The sequence below is a fragment of the Streptomyces sp. enrichment culture genome (genome assembly GCF_964273145.1).
Taxonomy (GTDB): Bacteria; Actinomycetota; Actinomycetes; order Streptomycetales; family Streptomycetaceae; genus Streptomyces.
Genome location: NZ_OZ186873.1, coordinates 4770750 through 4790851, shown reverse-complemented (window position 1 = coordinate 4790851; position 20102 = coordinate 4770750). Strand labels below are relative to the sequence as shown.

General features: G+C 73.3%; 13 protein-coding genes. 3 read left to right on the top strand and 10 right to left on the bottom strand.

Annotated elements, in window-relative coordinates:
• Positions 1–28: 28 nt before the first annotated feature.
• The 3 genes from ACSU6Z_RS21705 to ACSU6Z_RS21695 are packed head-to-tail and all read right to left on the bottom strand — an operon-like array spanning position 29 to position 3711.
• Complete coding sequence (locus ACSU6Z_RS21705; RefSeq protein WP_437047952.1) at positions 29–964, bottom strand: carbohydrate ABC transporter permease; 936 nt, start codon at positions 962–964, stop codon at positions 29–31.
• On the bottom strand, positions 961–1998 hold the full coding sequence (locus ACSU6Z_RS21700) for an ABC transporter permease (protein WP_437047951.1): 1038 nt from the start codon (positions 1996–1998) through the stop codon (positions 961–963). The genes ACSU6Z_RS21705 and ACSU6Z_RS21700 overlap by 4 nt, the downstream gene beginning before the upstream one ends.
• A 27-nt stretch (positions 1999–2025) precedes the next feature.
• On the bottom strand, positions 2026–3711 hold the full coding sequence (locus ACSU6Z_RS21695; RefSeq protein ID WP_437047950.1) for an extracellular solute-binding protein: 1686 nt from the start codon (positions 3709–3711) through the stop codon (positions 2026–2028).
• A gap of 357 nt (positions 3712–4068) precedes the next feature.
• On the opposite strand from ACSU6Z_RS21695, the gene ACSU6Z_RS21690 reads away from it, so the two are divergent.
• Positions 4069–7059 carry a glycoside hydrolase family 3 C-terminal domain-containing protein gene (locus tag ACSU6Z_RS21690; RefSeq protein ID WP_437047949.1) on the top strand — a complete coding sequence of 997 codons (2991 nt, stop codon included), beginning with the start codon at positions 4069–4071 and terminating at the stop codon, positions 7057–7059.
• A 309-nt stretch (positions 7060–7368) separates the two neighbouring features.
• On the opposite strand, the gene ACSU6Z_RS21685 is transcribed toward ACSU6Z_RS21690, so the two are convergent.
• The 3 genes from ACSU6Z_RS21685 to ACSU6Z_RS21675 form a co-directional block, all read right to left on the bottom strand.
• Complete coding sequence (locus ACSU6Z_RS21685; protein ID WP_437047947.1) at positions 7369–8814, bottom strand: aldehyde dehydrogenase family protein; 1446 nt, start codon at positions 8812–8814, stop codon at positions 7369–7371.
• Between the two features lie 210 nt (positions 8815–9024).
• Positions 9025–10683: a PucR family transcriptional regulator gene (locus ACSU6Z_RS21680; protein ID WP_437047945.1), complete on the bottom strand. Its 1659-nt coding sequence runs from the start codon at positions 10681–10683 to the stop codon at positions 9025–9027.
• 146 nt (positions 10684–10829) lie between these two features.
• Positions 10830–13010, bottom strand: coding sequence for an ATP-binding protein (locus tag ACSU6Z_RS21675; protein ID WP_437047944.1), 2181 nt, complete (start codon positions 13008–13010; stop codon positions 10830–10832).
• A 334-nt stretch (positions 13011–13344) separates the two neighbouring features.
• Here ACSU6Z_RS21675 and gabT point away from each other — a divergent pair, with 334 nt between their 5' ends.
• Positions 13345–14679, top strand: a complete 1335-nt coding sequence (gene gabT / locus ACSU6Z_RS21670; RefSeq protein WP_437047943.1) for a 4-aminobutyrate--2-oxoglutarate transaminase — start codon at positions 13345–13347, stop codon at positions 14677–14679.
• Positions 14680–15091: 412 nt separating this feature from the next.
• Positions 15092–15706, top strand: a complete 615-nt coding sequence (locus ACSU6Z_RS21665) for a phosphatase PAP2 family protein (RefSeq protein WP_437047941.1) — start codon at positions 15092–15094, stop codon at positions 15704–15706.
• 61 nt (positions 15707–15767) lie between these two features.
• Here ACSU6Z_RS21665 and ACSU6Z_RS21660 read toward each other — a convergent pair whose 3' ends face one another.
• Genes ACSU6Z_RS21660 through ACSU6Z_RS21645 form a run of 4 tightly spaced genes read right to left on the bottom strand, consistent with a single transcriptional unit; the run spans position 15768 to position 20102 of the window.
• On the bottom strand, positions 15768–17186 hold the full coding sequence (locus ACSU6Z_RS21660) for an NAD(P)/FAD-dependent oxidoreductase (RefSeq protein WP_437047939.1): 1419 nt from the start codon (positions 17184–17186) through the stop codon (positions 15768–15770).
• A gap of 22 nt (positions 17187–17208) precedes the next feature.
• Positions 17209–18009 (bottom strand): ABC transporter permease, encoded by an 801-nt coding sequence (locus ACSU6Z_RS21655; protein WP_437047937.1) that lies wholly within the window; start codon positions 18007–18009, stop codon positions 17209–17211.
• Positions 18010–18942, bottom strand: coding sequence for an ABC transporter permease (locus ACSU6Z_RS21650; protein ID WP_437047935.1), 933 nt, complete (start codon positions 18940–18942; stop codon positions 18010–18012). It lies immediately after the preceding gene.
• A complete protein-coding gene (locus tag ACSU6Z_RS21645) occupies positions 18939–20102 on the bottom strand; it encodes an ABC transporter ATP-binding protein (RefSeq protein ID WP_437047933.1) in 1164 nt (387 codons plus the stop codon). The genes ACSU6Z_RS21650 and ACSU6Z_RS21645 overlap by 4 nt, the downstream gene beginning before the upstream one ends.

Below are 20102 nucleotides of genomic sequence, written 5' to 3'. Positions count from 1 at the left end.
ACGGGGCGGGGGTGCCCGGCCCGGCGCGTCAGCCCTTGACCGCGCCGGTGAGCATGCCCTTCTTGAAGTGGCGCTGGACGAAGGGCGACAGGACGGCGACGGGCAGCAGGGCCATGACCATGACGGCCATCTGCACGGCCAGGCCGGACAGCTCACCGGTCTTGATCGCCTGGCCGAGGCCGACCGGCGCCTCCTGCTTCTGCACGAGCTGGATCATGACGTTCTGCAGCGGCATCATGTCCTGGTCGTTCAGGTAGAGGGAGGCGTTGAACCAGGCGCTCCAGTACCCGACGGCGTAGAACAGGGTGATCACCGCCAGCACCGCCCGGGAGAGCGGCATCACGATCTGCCACAGGATGCGGAAGTCCCCGGCGCCGTCGATGCGGGCGCTGTCGATCAGCTCCTGGGAGATGCCCGTGAAGAAGCCGCGCAGCACCAGGATGTTGAAGACGCTGACCGCGCTCGGCAGGATCAGCGCGAGGTAGCTGTCGGTCAGCCCCAGCGACTGCACCAGCAGGTAGGTGGGGATGAGGCCGGCGCTGAAGAACATGGTGGCCAGCAGCAGCATCAGCAGCCAGCGGTGGCCGAGGGAGCCGCTGCGGGACAGGCCGTAGGCGCACAGCACCGACACCGTCATCGAGAACAGCGTGCCGACGAGGGTGACCAGGACGCTGATGACCGCGGCGCGGGTGACCTGGCCGCCGCCGAGCAGTTCCTGGTAGGCGATGAAGGTGATGTCCTTCGGGACGATCACCAGTCCGCCGGCCTCGTCGATGGTCCTGCGCGAGGACAGGCTGGTGACGACGACGATCCACAGCGGGAACAGGATCGCCAGGCAGGCCAGGGCCAGCACCAGTCCCTTGCCGGCGACCCCGGCCGGGCCGGGCCTCTCCTCCCACACCGGCCGGGGCGGGGCCGCCCAGCGGCCCGGAGTGCGCGCGGGCTTGTCGACGACTGCGGTCACTTCTTGTACACCCCCTGCTCGCCCATGAGGTGGGCCACCTTGTTCGCGGCCAGGACCAGGCCGAGACTGACGACGCCCTTGACGAGTCCCGCGGCGGCCGCGTAACCGAAGTCCTGGTTGCGCACGCCGTTCCACCACACGAAGGTGTCCAGCACCTCCGCCGCCCCCGGTCCGACGGCGTCGCGCTGGAGCAGGATCTGCTCGAAGCCGACGGTGAGGGCGTCACCGACCCGCAGCACCAGCAGCAGGGCGATCACCGGGCGCAGCGCGGGCAGGGTGACGTGCCACATGCGGCGCCAGCGTCCGGCGCCGTCCATCGCGGCGGCCTCGTACAGGTCGGGGCTGACCGAGGCCAGCGCGGCGAGGAAGACGATGATCCCCCAGCCGGCGTCCTTCCACACGCTCTGCGCGGTGAGCAGGAGCGGGAAGGTGTTCGGGTCGGACATGAGGTCCAGCCCGTCGTACCCGTGCCGGCGCAGCAGCTGGGAGAGGATGCCGGCGCCGCCGAAGAGCTGCTGGAAGACGGCGATGACCAGCACCCAGGAGAAGAAGTGCGGCAGGTACAGGACGGCCTGCGCGACCGCCCGCACCCGGGGCCTGACCACGCTGTTGATGAGCAGCGCGAGCAGGATGGGGATGGGGAAGAACAGCACGAGCTGGAGGAAGAACAGCACCAGCGTGTTCTCCACCGCGTTCCAGAAGGCGGAGTCCTCGAAGATGCGCTGGAAGTTCTCCAGGCCCACCCACGGGCTGTTCAGGATGGAGACGATCCCGTTGTCGCTGATGTAGGGGTCGTACTCCTGGAAGGCGACGACGTTGCCGAGGATCGGCAGGTAGTTGAAGAGCAGGATCAGCAGGACGGCCGGCAGCGTCATCAGCAGCAGCACGCGGTCGCGCTTGAACCGGAGTTTCAGGCTCAGTTTCCCGGCGGGCGGTTTCCGCTTCCGGTCCCCCGGGGCGCCGCCGGGCGCGCTCGGGGTCTTCTTCGTCGCTTCGGCCTCGGTCCCGCTCCGAGGCACCGTGCTGTGGGACACGGCCGTATCTCCTCGCCTCGGTGCCGGTCAGTTCGCCGCCGAACCGTTCTCGTCGAGCAGCTTCTTGTACCAGTCGCGCAGCTTGTCACCGCCCTTGCTCCGCCATTCGGAGACGGCCTGCTGCATGTCGCCGATCTTCTTGCGGCCGCGGACGATGTCGTCCTCGAGCTGCTCGAAGTCGTTGGAGAGGTTGGTCCAGCGGGCGGGCTCGGTGATCTGCATGCCGTAGAAGGACGACTTCCTGGTGAAGGCGCCCATCCGCTGCTGCCACTCGACCTGGCCCTTGGCGACCTCGGGGAAGTCGGGGTGGGCGATGGTCGCCGCGGGGCTGGAGATCATCACGTAGGCGTTCATCACGTCGATGTTGCCCTGGTCGGTCTTGGTGGGCACGCCGTCCTTGACGGTGTAGTGGGTGCCCTCGACGCCGTAGTTGGTCATCATGTATTCCTTGGTGCCGTACGGCGCGGCGGTGACGTTGGCGACGGCCAGCACGTCGCGGATCACGTCCTTCGAGGCCTTCTCGTTGACGAAGGCGAAGATGCCGGCCGGGTTCTTGGCCCACAGCCTCGGCTCGCCGCCGTCGTGGCCGAAGACGTCCATGCCCCAGACCTTGAAGTCGGGGTTCTGCGTGGCCTGTTCGGCGGTGCGGCTCCACCACTGCGAGATGTCCTGGTTGTAGATGAGGAACTCGCCCGCGGCGAACTTGGGTCCGGCGTCGGTGGCGCTGCTCTTGCCCAGCTCGGCGTCGGGGTGGACGACGCCGGCGGCGAACAGCTTGCGCGTCCACTCCAGCGCCTCGAGGTACTCCTCGGTCTCGATGCGGTAGACCAGCTTGCCGTCGACCTCGTTCCAGCCGAGCGACTTCTCCTCGCCGGAGAGCACGCCGAAGGCGTTGAAGGCGGTCCACTTCATGTCCAGGCAGGCCCAGCGCTTGGCCCTGGCGTTGGTGATCTCCTTGGCCAGCGCCAGGAACTCGTCGGCCGACCTGGGGACTTCGTACCCTTCCTTGTCGAAGACGTCCTTGCGGTACAGGGGCACGATGCCGGTGACGTACGAGGACGGCATGGGCAGGCCCCGCAGCTTGCCGCCGAAGATGGAGCGCCGCCAGGCGTCCGTGGGGATCGCCGCGAGGTTGGGGTAGTCCTTGACCGCGTCCCCGGACAGGTAGGGGCCGAGGTCGGCGAACTTGCTGATGACGGCGCTGGGTATCTTGCCCGTCATGTTCCAGCCGGGGACGACCACCACGTCCGGGACGTTGCTGGAGGCGAGGACCGCGCCGAGCTTCTGGTCGTAGGTGTTGCCGTCCTGGTTCTGCCACCGCACGTCGACGCCGATGAGGTCGTTCATCGCCCGGTAGTAGGCGTTGCCGCCCTTGGGCGGGGAGCCCCAGAACGGCGACATGACGGTGACCCTGCCGCCCTTGCCGAGCTTCTCGGGCACCGAGGTCTTCAGGTCCGCCATGTCCAGCTTGCCGGTGAAGCCGACCGCGGAACCGTTCCTGCTGGGGATGTCGGGGGTGACCACGTTGCTGGCCACGTACGCCGGCAGCAGCTTCTCGGCGTCCTTGCCGGACGTGGTGCCCTCCCGCGAGCCCCCGTCGGATCCGCCGCAGGCGGCGAGCAGCGGCATCCCGCCCGCCACCGCTGCGGCGGCGACCGCGGAGGAGGCGAGGAAGTTCCTCCGGCTGGGGCCGGAGACGGCGTTCGGCGTCATTGCGTCAACCCTTCATGGCGCACCAGGACACCCGGCGGTGGAGCCGTCGGCTGCGGTGTCTCGAGTGGAACTGGCTGAGCTGAAGCGGTCCGCGGAGGAGAGGCGCGGTGCTGGGGGACTCTCATAGTCGAAGCGCTTCGATGTTGCAGCGAGGTTAAGTGAACACCAAGGGGTGCACAAGGGGAGTTCGCAAGATTCGCCGAACGCCAGGACCGTCCCGAGGGGTCGTCAACGCGGGGAAAAACGGATGTTGTTACCTCGCGGTGTCTTGACACGGCCGTGACGCCTCATGAGCATCGAAGCGCTTCGAAAGCGCCGTGCCGATCTGTCGCAAGTCCATCGCAAGGGGAACCCCACGTGTCCACATCCACGCCGTCCGTGCCGCCCTTCCGGGATCCGCACCTGCCGTTCGGCAAGCGCATCGACGACCTGATGGCGCGGCTCACGCTCGACGAGAAGATCGGGTTCCTGCACCAGTTCACGCCCGCCGTGGAGCGGCTCGGCGTCGCCGCCTTCCGCACCGGCCAGGAGGCCCTGCACGGTGTGGCGTGGATGGGTCCGGCGACGGTCTTCCCGCAGGCGGTGGGCCTGGGCGCCACCTGGAACGAGGACCTCGTACGGCGCGTCGGCGAGGCGGTCTCCCGGGAGGCCCGCGCGATGCGCGCCCGGGACGACCGCGTCGGCCTCAACGTCTGGGCGCCCACCGTCAACCTGCTGCGCCACCCCCTGTGGGGCCGCAACGAGGAGGGCTACTCCGAGGACCCGAAGCTCACCTCGGCCATCGCCACCGCCTACACCCGCGGCCTGCGCGGCGACCACCCGGTGTACTGGCGCACCGCCCCCGTCCTGAAGCACTGGCTCGCCCACAACAACGAGACCGACCGGGACACCTCCTCGTCCTCCGTCCGCCCGCGCGTGCTGCACGAATACGACCTGCGCGCCTTCCGCGAGACGGTCGAGGCGGGCGCGGTGGCCGGGGTGATGCCGGCGTACAACCTGGTCAACGGCCGCCCCAACCACGTCTCGCCGTACCTGCGCGAGCACCTGCGCGCCTGGACCGACCAGGAGCTGCTGGTCTGCTCGGACGCGGGGGCACCGTCCAACCTGGTCGACTCCGAGCACTACTTCGACACCCACGAGGAGGCGACCGCCGCCGCGCTGCGGGCCGGCGTGGACAGCTTCACCGACCACGGCACGGACTCCTCGAAGATCACCGCACGCGTCCGCGGGGCCCTCGAACAGGGCCTGCTGACCGAGGCGGACATCGACACGGCCGTGCGCCGCCAGCTGTCGGTCCGCTTCCGCCTCGGCGAGTTCGACGGCCCGGGGGCGTACGAGGAGGACGGCGCCTTCGACACCCCGGAGCACCGCGCGCTCGCCCGGGAGGCCGCCGAGCAGGCGGTCGTCCTGCTCAAGAACGACGGCCTGCTGCCGCTGGCCCCGGACGCCCGGATCGCCGTCGTCGGCCTGCTCGCCGACGAGTGCAAGCTCGACTGGTACAGCGGCACCCTCATCCACCGCTCCACTCCGCTGGACGGCCTGCGCGAGCGGTTCGGCGCCGAGCGGGTCGTCTTCGCGGAGGGCGTGGACCGGATCCTGCTCAAGACCTCCGCCGGGGCGTTCCTGAGCGTGCCGGCGGCCCAGGACACCCCCGGCGAGGCACGCGGCGCCGAGGGCGCCCTCGACCCGGCGCTGCTCTCCGGCCGCACCGACCTGCCCCCGCTCACCACCGACGCCACCGGCACCGAACTGGCCCTCGTCGACTGGGGCGAGGACGTCCTGACCCTGCGCGCCCCCGACGGCCGCTACCTGTCGGTCGCCGACGACGGCTACGTACGCGCCTCGGCCGACCAGCCCGGCGGCTGGGTGGTGCAGGAGACGTTCCGCCTGGAGCCGCACGGGGACGGTCACCTCCTCAGGCACCTCGGGACGGGACGGCACGTCTGTGTGACCGCCGACGGCGTGAAGGTTGCCGAGGCGCAGGACCCCGAGGCCCCCGAGGTCTTCCAGGTGGTCGTCGCCGAGCGCGGCGAGGAGGCGGTGACGCGGGCCGCCGCCGGGGCGGACGTCGTCGTGGTCGTGGCGGGCAACGACCCGCACATCAACGGCCGGGAGACCGAGGACCGCACGACGCTGCGCCTGCCCGCCCACCAGGAGCGCCTGCTGCGCGCCGCCCGCGCCGCCAACCCCCGTACGGCGCTGGTGCTGGTGTCGGCCTACCCCTACGCCGTCGACCCGGCCGCGCTCCCGGCGGTGCTGTGGACGGCGCACGGCGGCCAGGCCGCGGGCACCGCCCTGGCCCGGGTGCTGGCCGGGGACGTCTCCCCCGCCGGGCGCCTGCCGCAGACCTGGTACGCCGACGACGCCGACCTGCCGGACCTGCTCGACTACGACGTCATCGGCGGCCGCCAGACCTACCTCTACTTCGACGGCACCCCCCTGTTCCCCTTCGGGCACGGCCTGTCGTACACGACGTTCTCCTACACGGACCTGCGCGCCCGCGCCGACGACGCGGAGGTGCGCGTCTCCTTCACCGTCACCAACACCGGCGCCGTCACCGCCGACGAGGTCGCCCAGCTCTACACGCGGGCCGCGGACCCGTCGGTGCCGCGCCCGCGCCGCGAGCTGGTGGCGCACCGCCGCGTCACCCTCGCCCCCGGCGAGTCCGCGGAGCTCTCCTTCACCCTCCCCCTGTCGTCCTTCGCGTTCTGGGACGCGGCGCACGGCCGGTGGCGGCGGGAGCGGGGCCCGTACGAGCTGCTGGCCGGGGCCTCCAGCGAGGACGTCCGACTGCGGGAGACGGTCGTCCTCGACGGCGAACCGGCCGCCCCGCGCCCCGTCGCCGCCCACGGCCTGGAGGCGGCCTCCTTCGACGAGCACAGCGGCATCGCGCTCGTGGACCGCACGAAGGTGTCGGGCGACGCGGTGACCCCCGCGACGGACGGCGGCACCGGCGAACTCCTCTACCGCCACTGCGACTTCGGCACCGGCGTGACGCGGGTGACCGTGGAGGCGGCGGGCGAGGGCACGGTGGAGGTGTCCCTCGCCGGCGGCCCGGTGCTCGCGACGCTGTCGCTGTCGCTGCCGCCCGGGACGTCTGCCACGCCTGCCGCGTCTGGCATCTCCGCCACGCCCGACGCATCCAGCACGCCCGGCGCATCCGACGCGTCTGCCACGCCCGGCACACCCGTCGTCACTCCTGCCACGTCCGGTGCGCCCGCCCCGGGTCCGTACGACTACACCACCCTCGGTGCCGCCTTCGCCGCCGAGGGCGTGCACGACCTGCGGCTCACGCTGCGCGGCCGGCTGCGGGTGGCGCGGGTCGGGTTCGCCGGCCTCTCCGGCTGAGGGGCCGCGGGGACCGGCACGCCATGCGCCGGAGGGGGCCTCCCCCTCCTGTACGCCGCCTGCGCTCGGGCCGGGGCGGCCATGGGGCGGCGGGCCGGGGCCGCTCTGCCCCGGCGCGGACCTGCGCGTGGTCACCCGCACGGCAGCGACGATGCCGGGAAGCCGGCCCTCCTCCGCGTCGCAGGTGGCCGTACCGCCACCGCGGAACCGGCCGGGAGCCACCGGGCTCCGGGCCGGCCCGGGTGAGGACGCCGACGGCCCGGGCCCCCGCACAGCGGGCCCGGGCCGTCGGCCTGAGGGGTGCGGCCGTCAGAGGGCCAGGCCGGTCAGGACCAGGACCCGCTCGTAGGTGTAGTCGTCCATCGCGTACCGGACGCCCTCGCGGCCCACGCCGGACTGCTTGACGCCGCCGTACGGCATCTGGTCGGCGCGGTAGGAGGGGACGTCGCCGATGACCACGCCGCCGACCTCCAGGGCGCGGTGGGCGCGGAAGGCGGTCTGCAGGTCGTGGGTGAAGACGCCCGCCTGGAGGCCGAACTTGGAGGAGTTGACCGCCTCGAACGCCTCGGCCTCGCCGTTCACCTTCTGCACGGTCAGGACCGGGCCGAAGACCTCCTCGCAGGCGATGGTCACGTCCGCCGGGACGTCGGCCAGGACGGTCGGGGCGTAGGTGGCGCCGTCGCGCTCGCCGCCGGTGAGCAGCGAGGCGCCGGCCCCGACGGCCTCGGTGACCCAGGACTCGACGCGCTTGGCGGCGTCCTCGCTGACCAGCGGGCCGACGTCGGTCTTGTCGTCGTTCGGGTCGCCGGTGACCTGGGCCTCGACGGCGGCGACGATGCGCGGCAGCAGGCGGTCGTAGACGGAGGCGTCGGCGATCACGCGCTGCACGGAGATGCAGGACTGGCCGCCCTGGTAGTTGGAGAAGGTCGCGATGCGGTTCGCGGCCCAGTCCAGGTCCTCGTCGCTCGCCCAGTCGGCCAGCACGACGGCCGCGCCGTTGCCGCCCAGCTCCAGCGTGCAGTGCTTGCGCGGCACCGAGTCCATGATCGCGTAGCCGACCTTGTCGGAGCCGGTGAAGGAGATGACCGGCAGGCGCTCGTCCTGGACGAGGGCGGGCATGCGGTCGTTGGGGACGGTGAGGATGCTCCAGGAGCCGGCGGGCAGCTCGGTCTCGGCGAGCAGCTCGCCCAGGACCAGGCCGGACAGCGGCGTGGCCGGGGCCGGCTTGAGGATGATCGGCGCGCCGACGGCGATCGCGGGGGCGACCTTGTGGGCGCACAGGTTCAGCGGGAAGTTGAACGGCGCGATGCCGAGGACGACGCCCTTGGGGAAGCGGCGGGTCAGGGCGAGGCGGCCCTGGCCGCCGGCGTCGGTGTCCAGGCGCTGGCCGTCGCCGCCGTTGTGGCGGCGGGCCTCCTCGGCCGCGAAGCGGAAGACGGACACCGCGCGGCCGACCTCGCCGCGGGCCCACTTGATCGGCTTGCCGTTCTCGGCGGAGATCAGCCGGGCGATCTCCTCGGTGCGCTCGGCCAGGCGCCGGCTGACGTGGTCCAGAGCGGCGGCGCGCACGTGGGCGGGGGTGGCGGCGAACTCGTCCCGCACCGCGTAGGCGGCGGCCACGGCCTCCTCGACCTGCGCGTCGGTCGGCACGGCGACCTCGCCGACGAGGCGGCCGTCCCACGGGGAGGTGACGTCGAAGGTGTCCTCGCCGGTGGCCTGGCGGCCGGCGAGCCAGAAGGCGTGGGGGGAAGTCATGTGGAGTCCCGGCCCTTCCGCGTTGGGGGTGTACAGGGGTGCTGGGTCCACGGTAGGGGCGGGACGGCGGAGGGACGTTTGTCCGGAACGTAGCAGTGGGGGACGGAGACACGCCGCTTCGGCGCACGCCGGCGGGTTCCGTCCGGTGGACGCCCCGGGTTTCCGGGCGGGTGCCCCCGGCCCCGCTCGCGGTCCCGTGCGGTCCCGCGCTCAGCTCTGCTCGGGCGACGTCGCCTTCAGCGCCAGCCACAGCTCCATCCGCACGTCCGGGTCGTCCAGGGAGCGGCCGAGGATCTCCTCCACGCGCCGCATCCGGTACCGCAGGGTGTGCCGGTGCACGCCGAGGTCGGCCGCCGCCGCGTCCCACTGGCCGTGCCGGGACAGCCAGGCGCGCAGGGAGGCGACCAGGTCGCCGCGTCCGGTCGCGTCGTGTTCGCGCAGGGCGCGCAGCAGCCCGTCGGCGAAGGCGCGCACCGCGTCGTCGGCGAGCAGCGGCAGCACCGAACCGGCCGCGAGCTGTTCGTGCTCCACGCAGACCCTGCCGCGCCGCCGGGCCACCGACAGTGCCTGCTCGGCCTGCCGGTAGGCGGCGGACGCGCCGCTGGGGCCGGAGGGCGCGGACAGGCCGACGACCAGTTCGCCGCCCTCGCCGCCCGCCGCCGGCTCCGGCGCGCCGGCCGTCCGTCCCCCCTGCAGCGCCGCCGCGTGCTCCGTGCAGGCGGCGACCGCCGCTCCCCCGTCGGCGGCCAGCACCACCAGCCGCTCCCCCTCCGGCACCACGAGCACCGCCTCGCCCGCGCGGGCCGCCGCCGACTCCACGGCCTCGGCGAGGGCGCCGAGCGGGCCGCCGCCCTGGTCGGCCGCGGGCGCCGCGGCGGCGGGCTTCGCCGGCGGCAGGGGCGCGTGGGCCCGCGCGGCCGGTCCCGGCGCCGTCTCGGCGACGATCATCCGGAAGGGGGCGTCCAGCAGGTCGCCGTACAGGTCCCCGGCGACCGCGCGCGCGTGGTCGGGTTCGGCGGCGAGCAGCATGCGCAGGACGGCGGCGCCGATGCGCTGCTCGGCCGCGTGCAGCGACCGGGAGCGTTCCGTCGTCAGGGTCAGCAGGGCGATCGCGGAGTGGACGGCGTACCGCTCGGCGGTGCCGAGGGCGGCGGCGGTGCCGACGGCGAGCGCGGCGCGGGGCCTGCGTCCGGTGCCGAGGGAGTGCAGTTCGACGCGGTCCTCGTTGTCGGGGGAGCCCACGACCGAGGAGGCGGGCGCGGGCCGCTCCCGCAGCCGCTGCACCTCCGCCGTGAGCCGCGCGGCCCGGCGCCCGGCCCACTCCGGTGCGGTGGCGACGACGGAGCCGGAGGCGTCGTACAGCGCCGCCCAGCCGTCGACCTGGGCGGCGAGCGCGCCGAGCAGGCCCTCCGGCCCGTCCGCCAGCGCCTGCCGGGTCAGCTCGCGCTGGGCCGCGAAGCCCGCCGTGACCGCCCGGTACTGGTCGGCGGCGATCGCGGCGGACACGGCCTTGCTGATGGCGAGGAAGGGGGTGCGGCGCGGCACCTCCAGCAGCGGCAGCCCCTCCTGTTCGGCCGCGTCGACGAGGGCCTGGGGGATCTCGTCGTAGTTGACGCCGACGGCGAAGCCGAGCCCGACGACCCCGGCCCCGACCAGCCGCCGCACGTACCGGCGCATCGCCTCCGGGTCCTCCGCGTCCAGCTTGAGCGCGGTGATCAGCAGCAGCTCCCCGCCCTCCATGTAGGGGACGGGGTCGGCGAGCTCGCTGGCGTGCGCCCAGCGCACGGGCACGTCGAGGCGGTCCTCGCCCGCGCGCACGGTCAGTTTGAGCGCGGAGTGGTGGACGAGCGAGGCGAGGGTGGGGGGCATGGGGCCTTCAGGTCTGCGTCAGGAAGGTGTGATCACCGCGATCATCCCGGCGATCTTTTGGCCGCGACGTATGAACGACCTGGATCGATTCTGCCTCACCGTATGGTCCATGCAGCCCGTACGGTCCCGCGTGCCCGACCGGGGGCTCACCCCCGCAGGTCCACCAGCAGCGGCGGCGCGTGCTCGCCCCGGACGGTGGTCAGCGACAGCACCGCGTGACCCGGCGGCACGGCGTGCGCCAGCTCCGACGCCGACCAGCGCTCCCGCTCGACCTGGCGGACGGTGACCGCCCGGGCGGTCGGCGCCTTGCCGGTGATCACCCGGCGCAGCATGTGCGCCGCCTTGCCCGCGGGGGTCTCGGCGATGATCTGTCGGTCGGTGACGTCGCGGGCCTCGGTCCACTCCTTGCCCCACACCTCGGCGAAGTCCTGCCCGTCCCAGGGGGTGAGCCCGGACAGCGCCATCCGGCAGCCGGTGGCGCCGAGCAGCGGGCCGCGCAGCGCACGCGGTACGTCGTCCAGGGTGCGCAGGGTCAGCACGACCCCGGCGTGGGCCGACCGCAGCCGCTGGATGCCGCGCACCGCCTCCGGGGTGACCACGCCGCTCGCGTCGTCCAGTACCAGGCAGGCGAAGAGCGACCGGTCCTCCCGTACCGCCACGCTCGCCGTGAACTGGGCGAGCACCAGGCGGGCCAGGATGCGGGAGGCGTCGGCGTGGCCGCGTTCGGGCAGGTCGATGCGGACCCGCACCGGGTGGTCCAGCGCCCTGAGCGAGAACGGCCGGGACCGGCCGGAGGTGTCGAAGAAGGGGGCGAAGGCGGGCCGGTCCAGCAGCGCCACCCGGTCGGCCAGCACCCCGGCCACGTCGCCCGGGTGCGCCATCTGGCGTTCGCGGGCGTCCAGCTCCCGCAGCAGCGACTCCTGTCCGGCGTCCTGGAGCGCCTGGCGCAGCGCGGCCAGCGGCGCGGGCGCCCCGTCGAGCAGCTGCCGCAGTTCCGGCACGGAGGGGAAGCGGCCGTGGACCGCCCGGAAGGGCCCCAGGAGCTGGGCGAGGACGGTGGTGGAGCGGCGGCTGTCGCTGCCGGGGTGCGGGTCGGCGAGGTCCCCGACGAGGGCCTCGGCGAGGACGGCCGCCGCCTCGTCGGGGTCGGTGCTCCCGCCGTACAGGTCCAGGTCGTGGACGGAGTCCGGGTTCCCGATGCGTACGACGACGTCGTAGGCGTCGGCCGGGCCGAGCCCCGCGCCCGCCGCGCCGACCACGACGACCGCGGCGCGCCCGGCGAGCGCGTGCAGGCACAGCGACTCGGCGAGCGGCCTCACCAGGCTGCCGGTCTTGCCGGAGCCGGCCGGCCCGACGGCGAGCAGGGAGGTGCCGAGCAGTTCGGGGCCGAGGGCGAGACCGGTGCCGCGGTAGGCGTACGGGTTGCGGGGGTCGTCGGCGGTGGTGCCGAGCCGGACCTGCCCGGTGACCAGGTCGTGCGGGGCCTGCCGGGCGGGCAGGTCGCGGGCGCCGGAGGGGTGCGGGCAGGCGGCGGCACCGTCCTCCAGCACGGCCCGGGTGAAGGCGGCGAGGCTGTGGCGGCCGGTGCGCACGCCCTGCCAGGCGCGGGTGATCCGGGCGTGGTCGACGTCCCTCATGAACCCGGCGCGGGCGTCGCGGGCGAGCCGCTCGGCGGCGTCCGCGGCCCCGGCGGCGCGCAGGGCGGGCCACTCGGCGGGGTCCTCGCCCGGGGCGTGCGGCGGCTCGGCGCCCGGGGCCGTCCCGCGCCAGGCGGGCGGGCCGTAGCGGCGCCAGACCTCGGACCACCGGCCCAGGCGGGCCGTGAACAGCAGGATGGCGAGGGCGATGACCGTGTAGTAGCCGTACCAGAGGACGGCGTTGCCGACGCGGTCGTTGTTCCGGCGCCAGGAGTCCGGCGTGAAGAGCTCCAGGGGCAGCACCCACCAGCTGCCGAGGTAGCCGTTCCACAGCAGCGACCAGATCAGCCAGCCCACCAGGAGGGCGATGAGCGCCCCGCTCAGCAGCTGCCGGGCCGGGACCTGCTCGGGCTCCTCGGCCGGCCGCGGCCGGTGCCCGAACCGCCAGACGCCGGGCGGCGCCTCGGGCCGGGGCGTGCGCAGCCAGGCCAGGAAGGCCGAGCCGTCCGGCGGCGGGGGTGTCCCGGGTGCGCGCGCCGGACGCGGCGGCACCGCGGGCATCTCGGGCACCCCGGGTGCTCCGGACCCCTCGAACGCCCCCGGCAGCCCGGGCGTCCCGGGCGGACCCGCCGGACGCGGCACAGGGTGCGCGTGCGTGCCCCGCGCGTCACGGTTCCCGTCGCTGTCCATCGCCCCTGCCCCCTGACCGGCCGTTCCACCAACCGTTCCGTGACCCATCAGCGAGTCAATCTAACGCCCCCGGCCAGGGGAGTTCACCGTTTACGCGGCCGGACCCGCCCGGACGCACCAGCGGCACGCCCTTCCGTCCGGCACCGGCCACCCCGTGCGCACACCACTCCACCCGGCACGGCACGCCTCTCCGTCCGGCACCGGCCACCGCTATGTCCACCGCGGACAACCGGGCCGTCGGACAACGCCCACATGGAGCATGCCCGCCCCCCTGTCCCCGTCCTAGCCTGCGAGAACAGAAGGAAAGCGTCCGTAACACCCCCAGGAGCCCCGCATGACCGCACTTCCGCAGGAGCGCCGCGTCGCCACCGCCATCCCCGGACCGAAGTCGCAGGAGCTGCAGGCCCGCCGTACCGCCGCGGTCGCGCAGGGCGTGGGCTCCACGCTGCCGGTCTTCGTCACGCGCGCGGGCGGCGGCATCATCGAGGACGTCGACGGCAACCGCCTGATCGACTTCGGCTCCGGCATCGCCGTGACCTCCGTCGGCGCCTCCGCCGAGGCCGTCGTGCGCCGGGCGTCCGCGCAGCTCGCCGACTTCACCCACACCTGTTTCATGGTCACGCCGTACGAGGGTTACGTCGCCGTCGCCGAGGCGCTGGCCGAGCTGACCCCGGGCGACCACGCCAAGAAGTCGGCACTGTTCAACAGCGGCGCCGAGGCCGTCGAGAACGCGGTGAAGATCGCCCGCGCGTACACCAAGCGCCAGGCGGTCGTCGTCTTCGACCACGGCTACCACGGCCGCACCAACCTGACCATGGCGCTGACGGCGAAGAACATGCCGTACAAGCACGGCTTCGGCCCGTTCGCGCCCGAGGTCTACCGCGTCCCGGTCGCCTACGGCTACCGCTGGCCGACCGGCCCGGACAACTGCGGCCCCGAGGCCGCCGCCCAGGCGATCGACCAGATCACCAAGCAGGTCGGCGCCGAGAACGTGGCCGCGATCATCATCGAGCCGGTGCTCGGCGAGGGCGGTTTCATCGAGCCGGCCAAGGGCTTCCTGCCCGCGATCCGCCAGTTCGCCTCGGACAACGGCATCGTCTTCGTCGCCGACGAGATCCAGTCCGGCTTCTGCCGCACCGGTCAGTGGTTCGCCTGTGAGGACGAGGGCATCGTCCCGGACCTGATCACCACCGCCAAGGGCATCGCGGGCGGTCTGCCGCTGGCCGCCGTCACCGGCCGCGCCGAGATCATGGACGCCGCGCACGCGGGCGGCCTGGGCGGCACCTACGGCGGCAACCCGGTCGCCTGCGCCGGTGCGCTGGGCGCGATCGAGACGATGAAGGAGCTCGACCTCAACGCCAGGGCGAAGCGGATCGAGGAGGTCATGAAGGGCCGCCTGACGGCCATGGCCGAGAAGTTCGAGGTCATCGGCGACGTCCGTGGCCGAGGCGCGATGATCGCCATCGAGCTGGTCAAGGACCGCGCCACCAAGGAGCCGGACCCCGAGGCGGCCGGCGCGCTGGCCAAGGCCTGCCACGCCGAGGGCCTGCTGGTCCTGACCTGCGGCACCTACGGCAACGTGCTGCGCTTCCTGCCGCCGCTGGTCATCGGCGAGGACCTGCTCAACGAGGGCCTCGACATCATCGAGCAGGCGTTCGCGGGCATCTGACCCCGCCTTCGCGCGCACGCCCGCCCGCACATCCGAGCGGGGGCACCGCACGTCTGGCGCGGTCGGCGGCAGGGCGTGTGAAGAACGTGTGGGAGGTGGATGGCAGGACGACGATCGCCCTGTCCTGCGCCCCCGCCCTGTCGTAGGTTCTCCGCAGATGAGTGACACACCCCGCCCGCGGGAGACCGCGGGCGACACCAGGCCGGGGCCTCCCCAGCTTCGATCTGGTCGTGCCTTCGCGCACACAACCGGAGCTTCCAACTCCGGGTCTCCTCACCGATCGGACGGTCGCACGTCCCAGACCCCCCGGGGCGTGCGGCGTTCCGGTCACGCCGGCCGTCCCGGAACCTCCCCCCCTGTTCCCGGGCGGCCGGCTCCCCCTCTTCTCCCGCTCCCCCTTCTCCTCCTGCTCGTGCTGCCCGCGCTCCTCTTCGCGCTGATCACCTGGCAGGTCGTCGCCGACGGTCCGCTGGTGCGCGCCGACGAGCGCCTCAGCCGGGCGCTGGTCCGTCCGGACGGCTTCTCCGAACTGCTCGCCGACCTCGGCGACGTCCGGGTGGCCCTGCCCGTCCTCGCCGCCGCGCTGGTCCGCGCCGCGTGGCGCGGCCGGGCCGCGGGGGCGGGCCGCTGGTGGCTGCCGCCGCTCGCCGGCGCCGCGGCGATGGCGCTGGTGCCGCTGCTGATCGTCCCGCTGAAGGAGTGGACCGCCCGCCCGGGCACGCCGGTCGTGCCGCCGGCCGTCGGCTACTTCCCGTCCGGCCACACCGCCACCGCCGTCGTCGCGTACGGCGGGGCCGTTCTGCTCCTGCTCCCCCGGCTGCGCTCGGCCGCCGCGCGTCGCACGCTGGTCGCGACCGGCGCCGTCCTCGTCCTCGGCGTCTCGTTCGGGCTGGTGCGCCGGGGCTACCACTGGCCGCTGGACGTGGTGGCGAGCTGGTGCCTGGGAACGGTGCTGCTCGTCTGCCTGCGGGTGGCCGCCGGCCGGGGCGGCCGGCACCGGTCCCGGCGACCGCGATCCCCTGGGTGACCGTCGCCGCGGACCGGCCCGGGAGGCATCCGGCCCGGCCCCGGCCGCGCGGGCGCGCCGCTCAGCTGCCGAAGCCCAGCCCCAGCCGGTCCATCGTCCGCAGCCACAGGTTGCGCCGCCCGCCGCGCGCGTCGGCGCGGGCCAGGGACCACTTGGTCAGCGCGATGCCGGTCCAGGCGAAGGGCTCCGGCGGGAACGGCAGCGGCTTCCTGCGGACCATCTCCAGCTCGGTGCGCTCGGTGCGCTCCCCCGCCAGCAGGTCCAGCATCACCTCGGCGCCGAACCGGGTGGCCCCCACCCCCAGGCCCGTGTACCCGGCCGCGTAGGCGACCCTCCCCCGGTGGGCGGTGCCGAAGAACGCCGAGAAGCGGGAGCAGGTGTCGATGGCGCCGCCCCAGGCGTGCGTGAAGCGGACGCCCTCCAGCTGCGGGAAGCAGGTGAAGAAGTGCCCGGCGAGCCTGGCGTAGGTCCGCGGACGGTCGTCGTACTCGGCGCGCACCCGTCCGCCGTAGGGGTAGACCGCGTCGTAGCCGCCCCACAGGATCCGGTTGTCGGCGGAGAGGCGGAAGTAGTGGAACCGGTTGGCGCTGTCGCTCAGGCCCTGGCGGTTCCTCCAGCCGATCGCGGCGAGCCGGCCGACGGTGAGCGGCTCGGTCATCAGGGCGTAGTCGTAGACCGGGACGGTGTAGGCGCGCACCCGCCTGACCAGGCTGGGGAAGACGTTGGTGCCGAGGGCGACGTGGCGGGCGCGGACGGCGCCGTAGGGGGTGCGGACGGCCATGCCGGCCCCGTGCGGGCGCAGCGTCAGGGCGGGGGTGTGCTCGTGGATGCGGACGCCGAGGCGCAGGCAGGCCCGCTTCAGGCCCCAGGCGAGCTTCGCGGGGTGCAGCATGGCCACGCCCCGGCGGTCGTACAGGCCCGCCCGGAAGGTCGGGGAGTCCACCTGCTCGCGCACCGCGTCGGTGTCCAGGTACTCGATGCCGTCGGCCAGGCCCCGGCTGGTGAGCTCCTCGTGGAGCTCCCTCAGTTCCCGGGCCTGGTGGGGATCGGTCGCCACGTCGATCTCGCCGGTGCGTTCGAAGTCGCAGTCGAGGACGTGGCGGGCGACGGCGCGCTCGATCTCGTCGAGGTTGCGGGCGCCCAGCTCCTGGAGCCTGTGGATCTCCTCCGGCCAGCGGGCCAGGCCGTTGGGCAGGCCGTGGGTGAGGGAGGCGGCGCAGAAACCGCCGTTGCGGCCCGAGGCGGCCCAGCCCACCTCGCGGCCCTCCAGCAGCACCACGTCCCGCCGCGGATCGCGTTCCTTGGCGACGAGGGCGGTCCACAGTCCGCTGTAGCCGCCGCCGACGACCAGCAGGTCGCAGCTCCCGGTGCCGGTGAGGGCGGGTTCGGGGCGGGGCCTGCCGGGATCGTCCAGCCAGTACGGGACCGGCCGGGCCTCGGAGAGGGATTTCGTCCAGCGGTTCATGGCGCTCGGGGCCATGATGTCAACTCCCTACGGGGTTCTACGCCTTGTGTTTGCCGCGGCGGCTGCCGACGAGCATCGGGACGAGGACGGACAGCACGGCGACGACGAACATGGCCGTACCGACGACGTTGATCTGCACGGGCGTTCCGCGCTGGGCGGAGCCCCACACGAACATGGGGAAGGTGACGGCCGAGCCCGCGTTGAAATTGGTGATGATGAAATCGTCGAAGGAGAGCGCGAAGGCGAGCAGCGCGCCCGCCGCGATGCCGGGCGCGGCGATCGGCAGGGTGACCCGGAGGAACGTCTGGAACGGGCCGGCGTACAGGTCCTGCGCCGCCTGCTCCAGCCGCGGGTCCATCGACATCACGCGCGCCTTGACGGCCGTGACGACGAAGCTCAGGCAGAACATGATGTGGGCGACGAGGACGGTCCAGAAGCCGAGCCGGGCGCCCATGTTGAGGAAGAGGGTGAGCAGCGAGGCCGCCATCACCACCTCCGGCATCGCCATCGGCAGGAAGAGCAGCGAACTGACCGCGCCCCGCGCGCGGAACCGGTAGCGGACCAGCGCGAAGGCGATCATCGTGCCCAGCACGGTGGCGCCCAGCGTCGCCCAGAAGGCGATCCGGAGGCTGAGGGAGAGCGAGCCGCACAGGCCGGCGACCCCGCACGGGTCCTTCCAGGCGTCCGTGGAGAACTGCCGCCATTCGTAGTTGAAACGGCCCTTCGGCCGGTTGAAGGAGAACACCGTGACGACGATGTTCGGCAGCAGCAGGTAGACGAGCGTCAGCAGTCCGGCGAGGACGACCAGATTGCGCTTGAGCCAGTTGACGAAGGCCATTCAGACCAGATCCTCCGTGCCGGACCTGCGGATGTGGACGGTGACCATGACGAGGATCGCGGCCATCAGGATGAAGGAGAGCGCCGCGGCCGTCGGATAGTCGAGGACCCGCAGGAACTGGGTCTGGATGACGTTGCCGATCATGCGGGTGTCGGTGGAGCCGAGCAGGTCGGCGTTGACGTAGTCGCCGGCGGCCGGGATGAAGGTCAGCAGCGTGCCGGAGACGACGCCGGGCATCGACAGCGGGAGGGTGACCTTGCGGAAGGTGGTGAGGGGCCGGGCGTACAGGTCGCCGGCGGCCTCGTGCAGGCGGGGGTCGATCCGCTCCAGGGAGGTGTACAGCGGCAGGACCATGAACGGCAGGAAGTTGTACGTCAGACCGCACACCACCGCCAGCGGTGTGGCCAGCACGCGGTCGCCGGCCGTCCAGCCGAGCCGGCCGGTGACGTCCAGGACGTGCAGCGCGTCCAGGGCGCCGACGACCGGGCCGCCGTCGGCGAGGATCGTCTTCCAGGCCAGGGTGCGGATCAGGAAGCTGGTGAAGAACGGCGCGATCACCGCGATCATGATCAGGTTGCGCCAGCGGCCCGCGCGGAACGCGATCAGGTAGGCGAGCGGGTAGCCGAGCAGCAGGCACAGCGCGGTCGCGGTGGCGGCGTAGGTCACCGAGCGCAGGAACTGCGGCCAGTACGCGGACAGGGCGTCCCCGTAGGCGGCGAAGTGCCAGGTGACCTCGTAGCCCTGCTCCAGCGAGCCCGTCTGCACGGACGTGGACGCCTGGTAGACCATCGGCAGCGCGAAGAAGACGACCAGCCACAGGACGCCGGGCAGCAGCAGCCAGTACGGCGTCCGGCGGCCCCGCCTGCGCGGGGGCCTCCGCTCCGGCGCGGCCGGGCCGGGCGGCGGTGGCGCCTGGGTGGGCGTGACGGTCATCGGACGGCCTCCTCCACGCCGGCCCCGGCGTCCTGGGCGGCGTCCAGACCGAAGGTGTGCGCCGGGCTCCAGTGCACGACGACGTCGGCGCCGGGCACCAGACGGGCGTCGCGGTCGACGTTCTGGACGTAGACGGAGAAGCGCGGGCAGGCGGGGCCGTCGACGACGTACTGCGTGGAGACGCCGGTGAAACCCGCCTCGGCGATCTTCCCGGCGAGGCGGTTGCGGCCCGCGGGCAGGGAGCCGGCGTCGTCGGCGTGCGTCAGCGATATCTTCTCCGGGCGGACGCCGGCCAGCACCTTGCCGCCGGCCGTCACGGGCGCGGCGCACCGGGCCGCAGGCAGGACCAGCCTGCCGCCGCACGCCTTCAGGACGACGTCGTCGCCGCTGCGGGAGTCGACCTCGGCCTCGATGAAGTTGGAGGTGCCGAGGAAGTTGGCGACGAACGTGGTGCGCGGGTTCTCGTACAGGTCGGCGGGTGCGCCGAGCTGCTCCACCCGTCCCGCGTTCATCACGGCGACCGTGTCGGCCATCGTCATGGCCTCCTCCTGGTCGTGCGTGACGTGCACGAAGGTGATGCCGACCTCGGTCTGGATGCGTTTGAGCTCCAGTTGCATCCGGCGGCGCAGCTTCAGGTCGAGGGCGCCGAGCGGCTCGTCGAGCAGCAGCACCTCGGGGTGGTTGATCAGGGCGCGGGCGACCGCGACGCGCTGCTGCTGGCCGCCGGAGAGCCGGTGGGGCTTCTTGCGGGCCTGCTCCCCCAGCTGCACCAGGTCGAGCATCTCCTCGACCCGCTTCCGCACGCCCTTGACGCCGCGGCGGCGCAGACCGAAGGCGACGTTCTCGAAGACGTCCAGGTGCGGGAAGAGGGCGTAGGACTGGAAGACGGTGTTCACCGGCCGCTTGTAGGGCGGCAGGTGGGTGATGTCCCGGTCGCCCAGCGACACGGTGCCGGTGGTGGGCTCCTCCAGGCCGGCGATCATGCGCAGGGTGGTGGTCTTGCCGCAGCCGGAGGCGCCGAGCAGGGCGAAGAAGGAACCCCGCGGCACGGTCAGGTCGAGCGGGTGCACGGCGGTGAAGGAGCCGTAGGTCTTGCTGATGCCGGTCAGGCGGACGTCGCCGCCGGTCCGCACGGCGCCGGCCGTGTCCGTCGTCTTCAT

What these genes read in the sequence shown, in the direction of transcription:
- ACSU6Z_RS21675 (WP_437047944.1), bottom strand. Translation starts at nt 13,010, where the DNA reads ATGGACAGCGACGGGAACCGTGACGCGCGGGGCACGCACGCGCACCCT.
- ACSU6Z_RS21655 (WP_437047937.1), bottom strand. Translation starts at nt 18,009, where the DNA reads ATGGCCTTCGTCAACTGGCTCAAGCGCAATCTGGTCGTCCTCGCCGGA.
- ACSU6Z_RS21660 (WP_437047939.1), bottom strand. Translation starts at nt 17,186, where the DNA reads ATGGCCCCGAGCGCCATGAACCGCTGGACGAAATCCCTCTCCGAGGCC.
- ACSU6Z_RS21650 (WP_437047935.1), bottom strand. Translation starts at nt 18,942, where the DNA reads ATGACCGTCACGCCCACCCAGGCGCCACCGCCGCCCGGCCCGGCCGCG.
- gabT (WP_437047943.1), top strand. Translation starts at nt 13,345, where the DNA reads ATGACCGCACTTCCGCAGGAGCGCCGCGTCGCCACCGCCATCCCCGGA.
- ACSU6Z_RS21680 (WP_437047945.1), bottom strand. Translation starts at nt 10,683, where the DNA reads ATGCCCCCCACCCTCGCCTCGCTCGTCCACCACTCCGCGCTCAAACTG.
- ACSU6Z_RS21695 (WP_437047950.1), bottom strand. Translation starts at nt 3,711, where the DNA reads ATGACGCCGAACGCCGTCTCCGGCCCCAGCCGGAGGAACTTCCTCGCC.
- ACSU6Z_RS21685 (WP_437047947.1), bottom strand. Translation starts at nt 8,814, where the DNA reads ATGACTTCCCCCCACGCCTTCTGGCTCGCCGGCCGCCAGGCCACCGGC.
- ACSU6Z_RS21645 (WP_437047933.1), bottom strand. Translation starts at nt 20,102, where the DNA reads ATGAAGACGACGGACACGGCCGGCGCCGTGCGGACCGGCGGCGACGTC.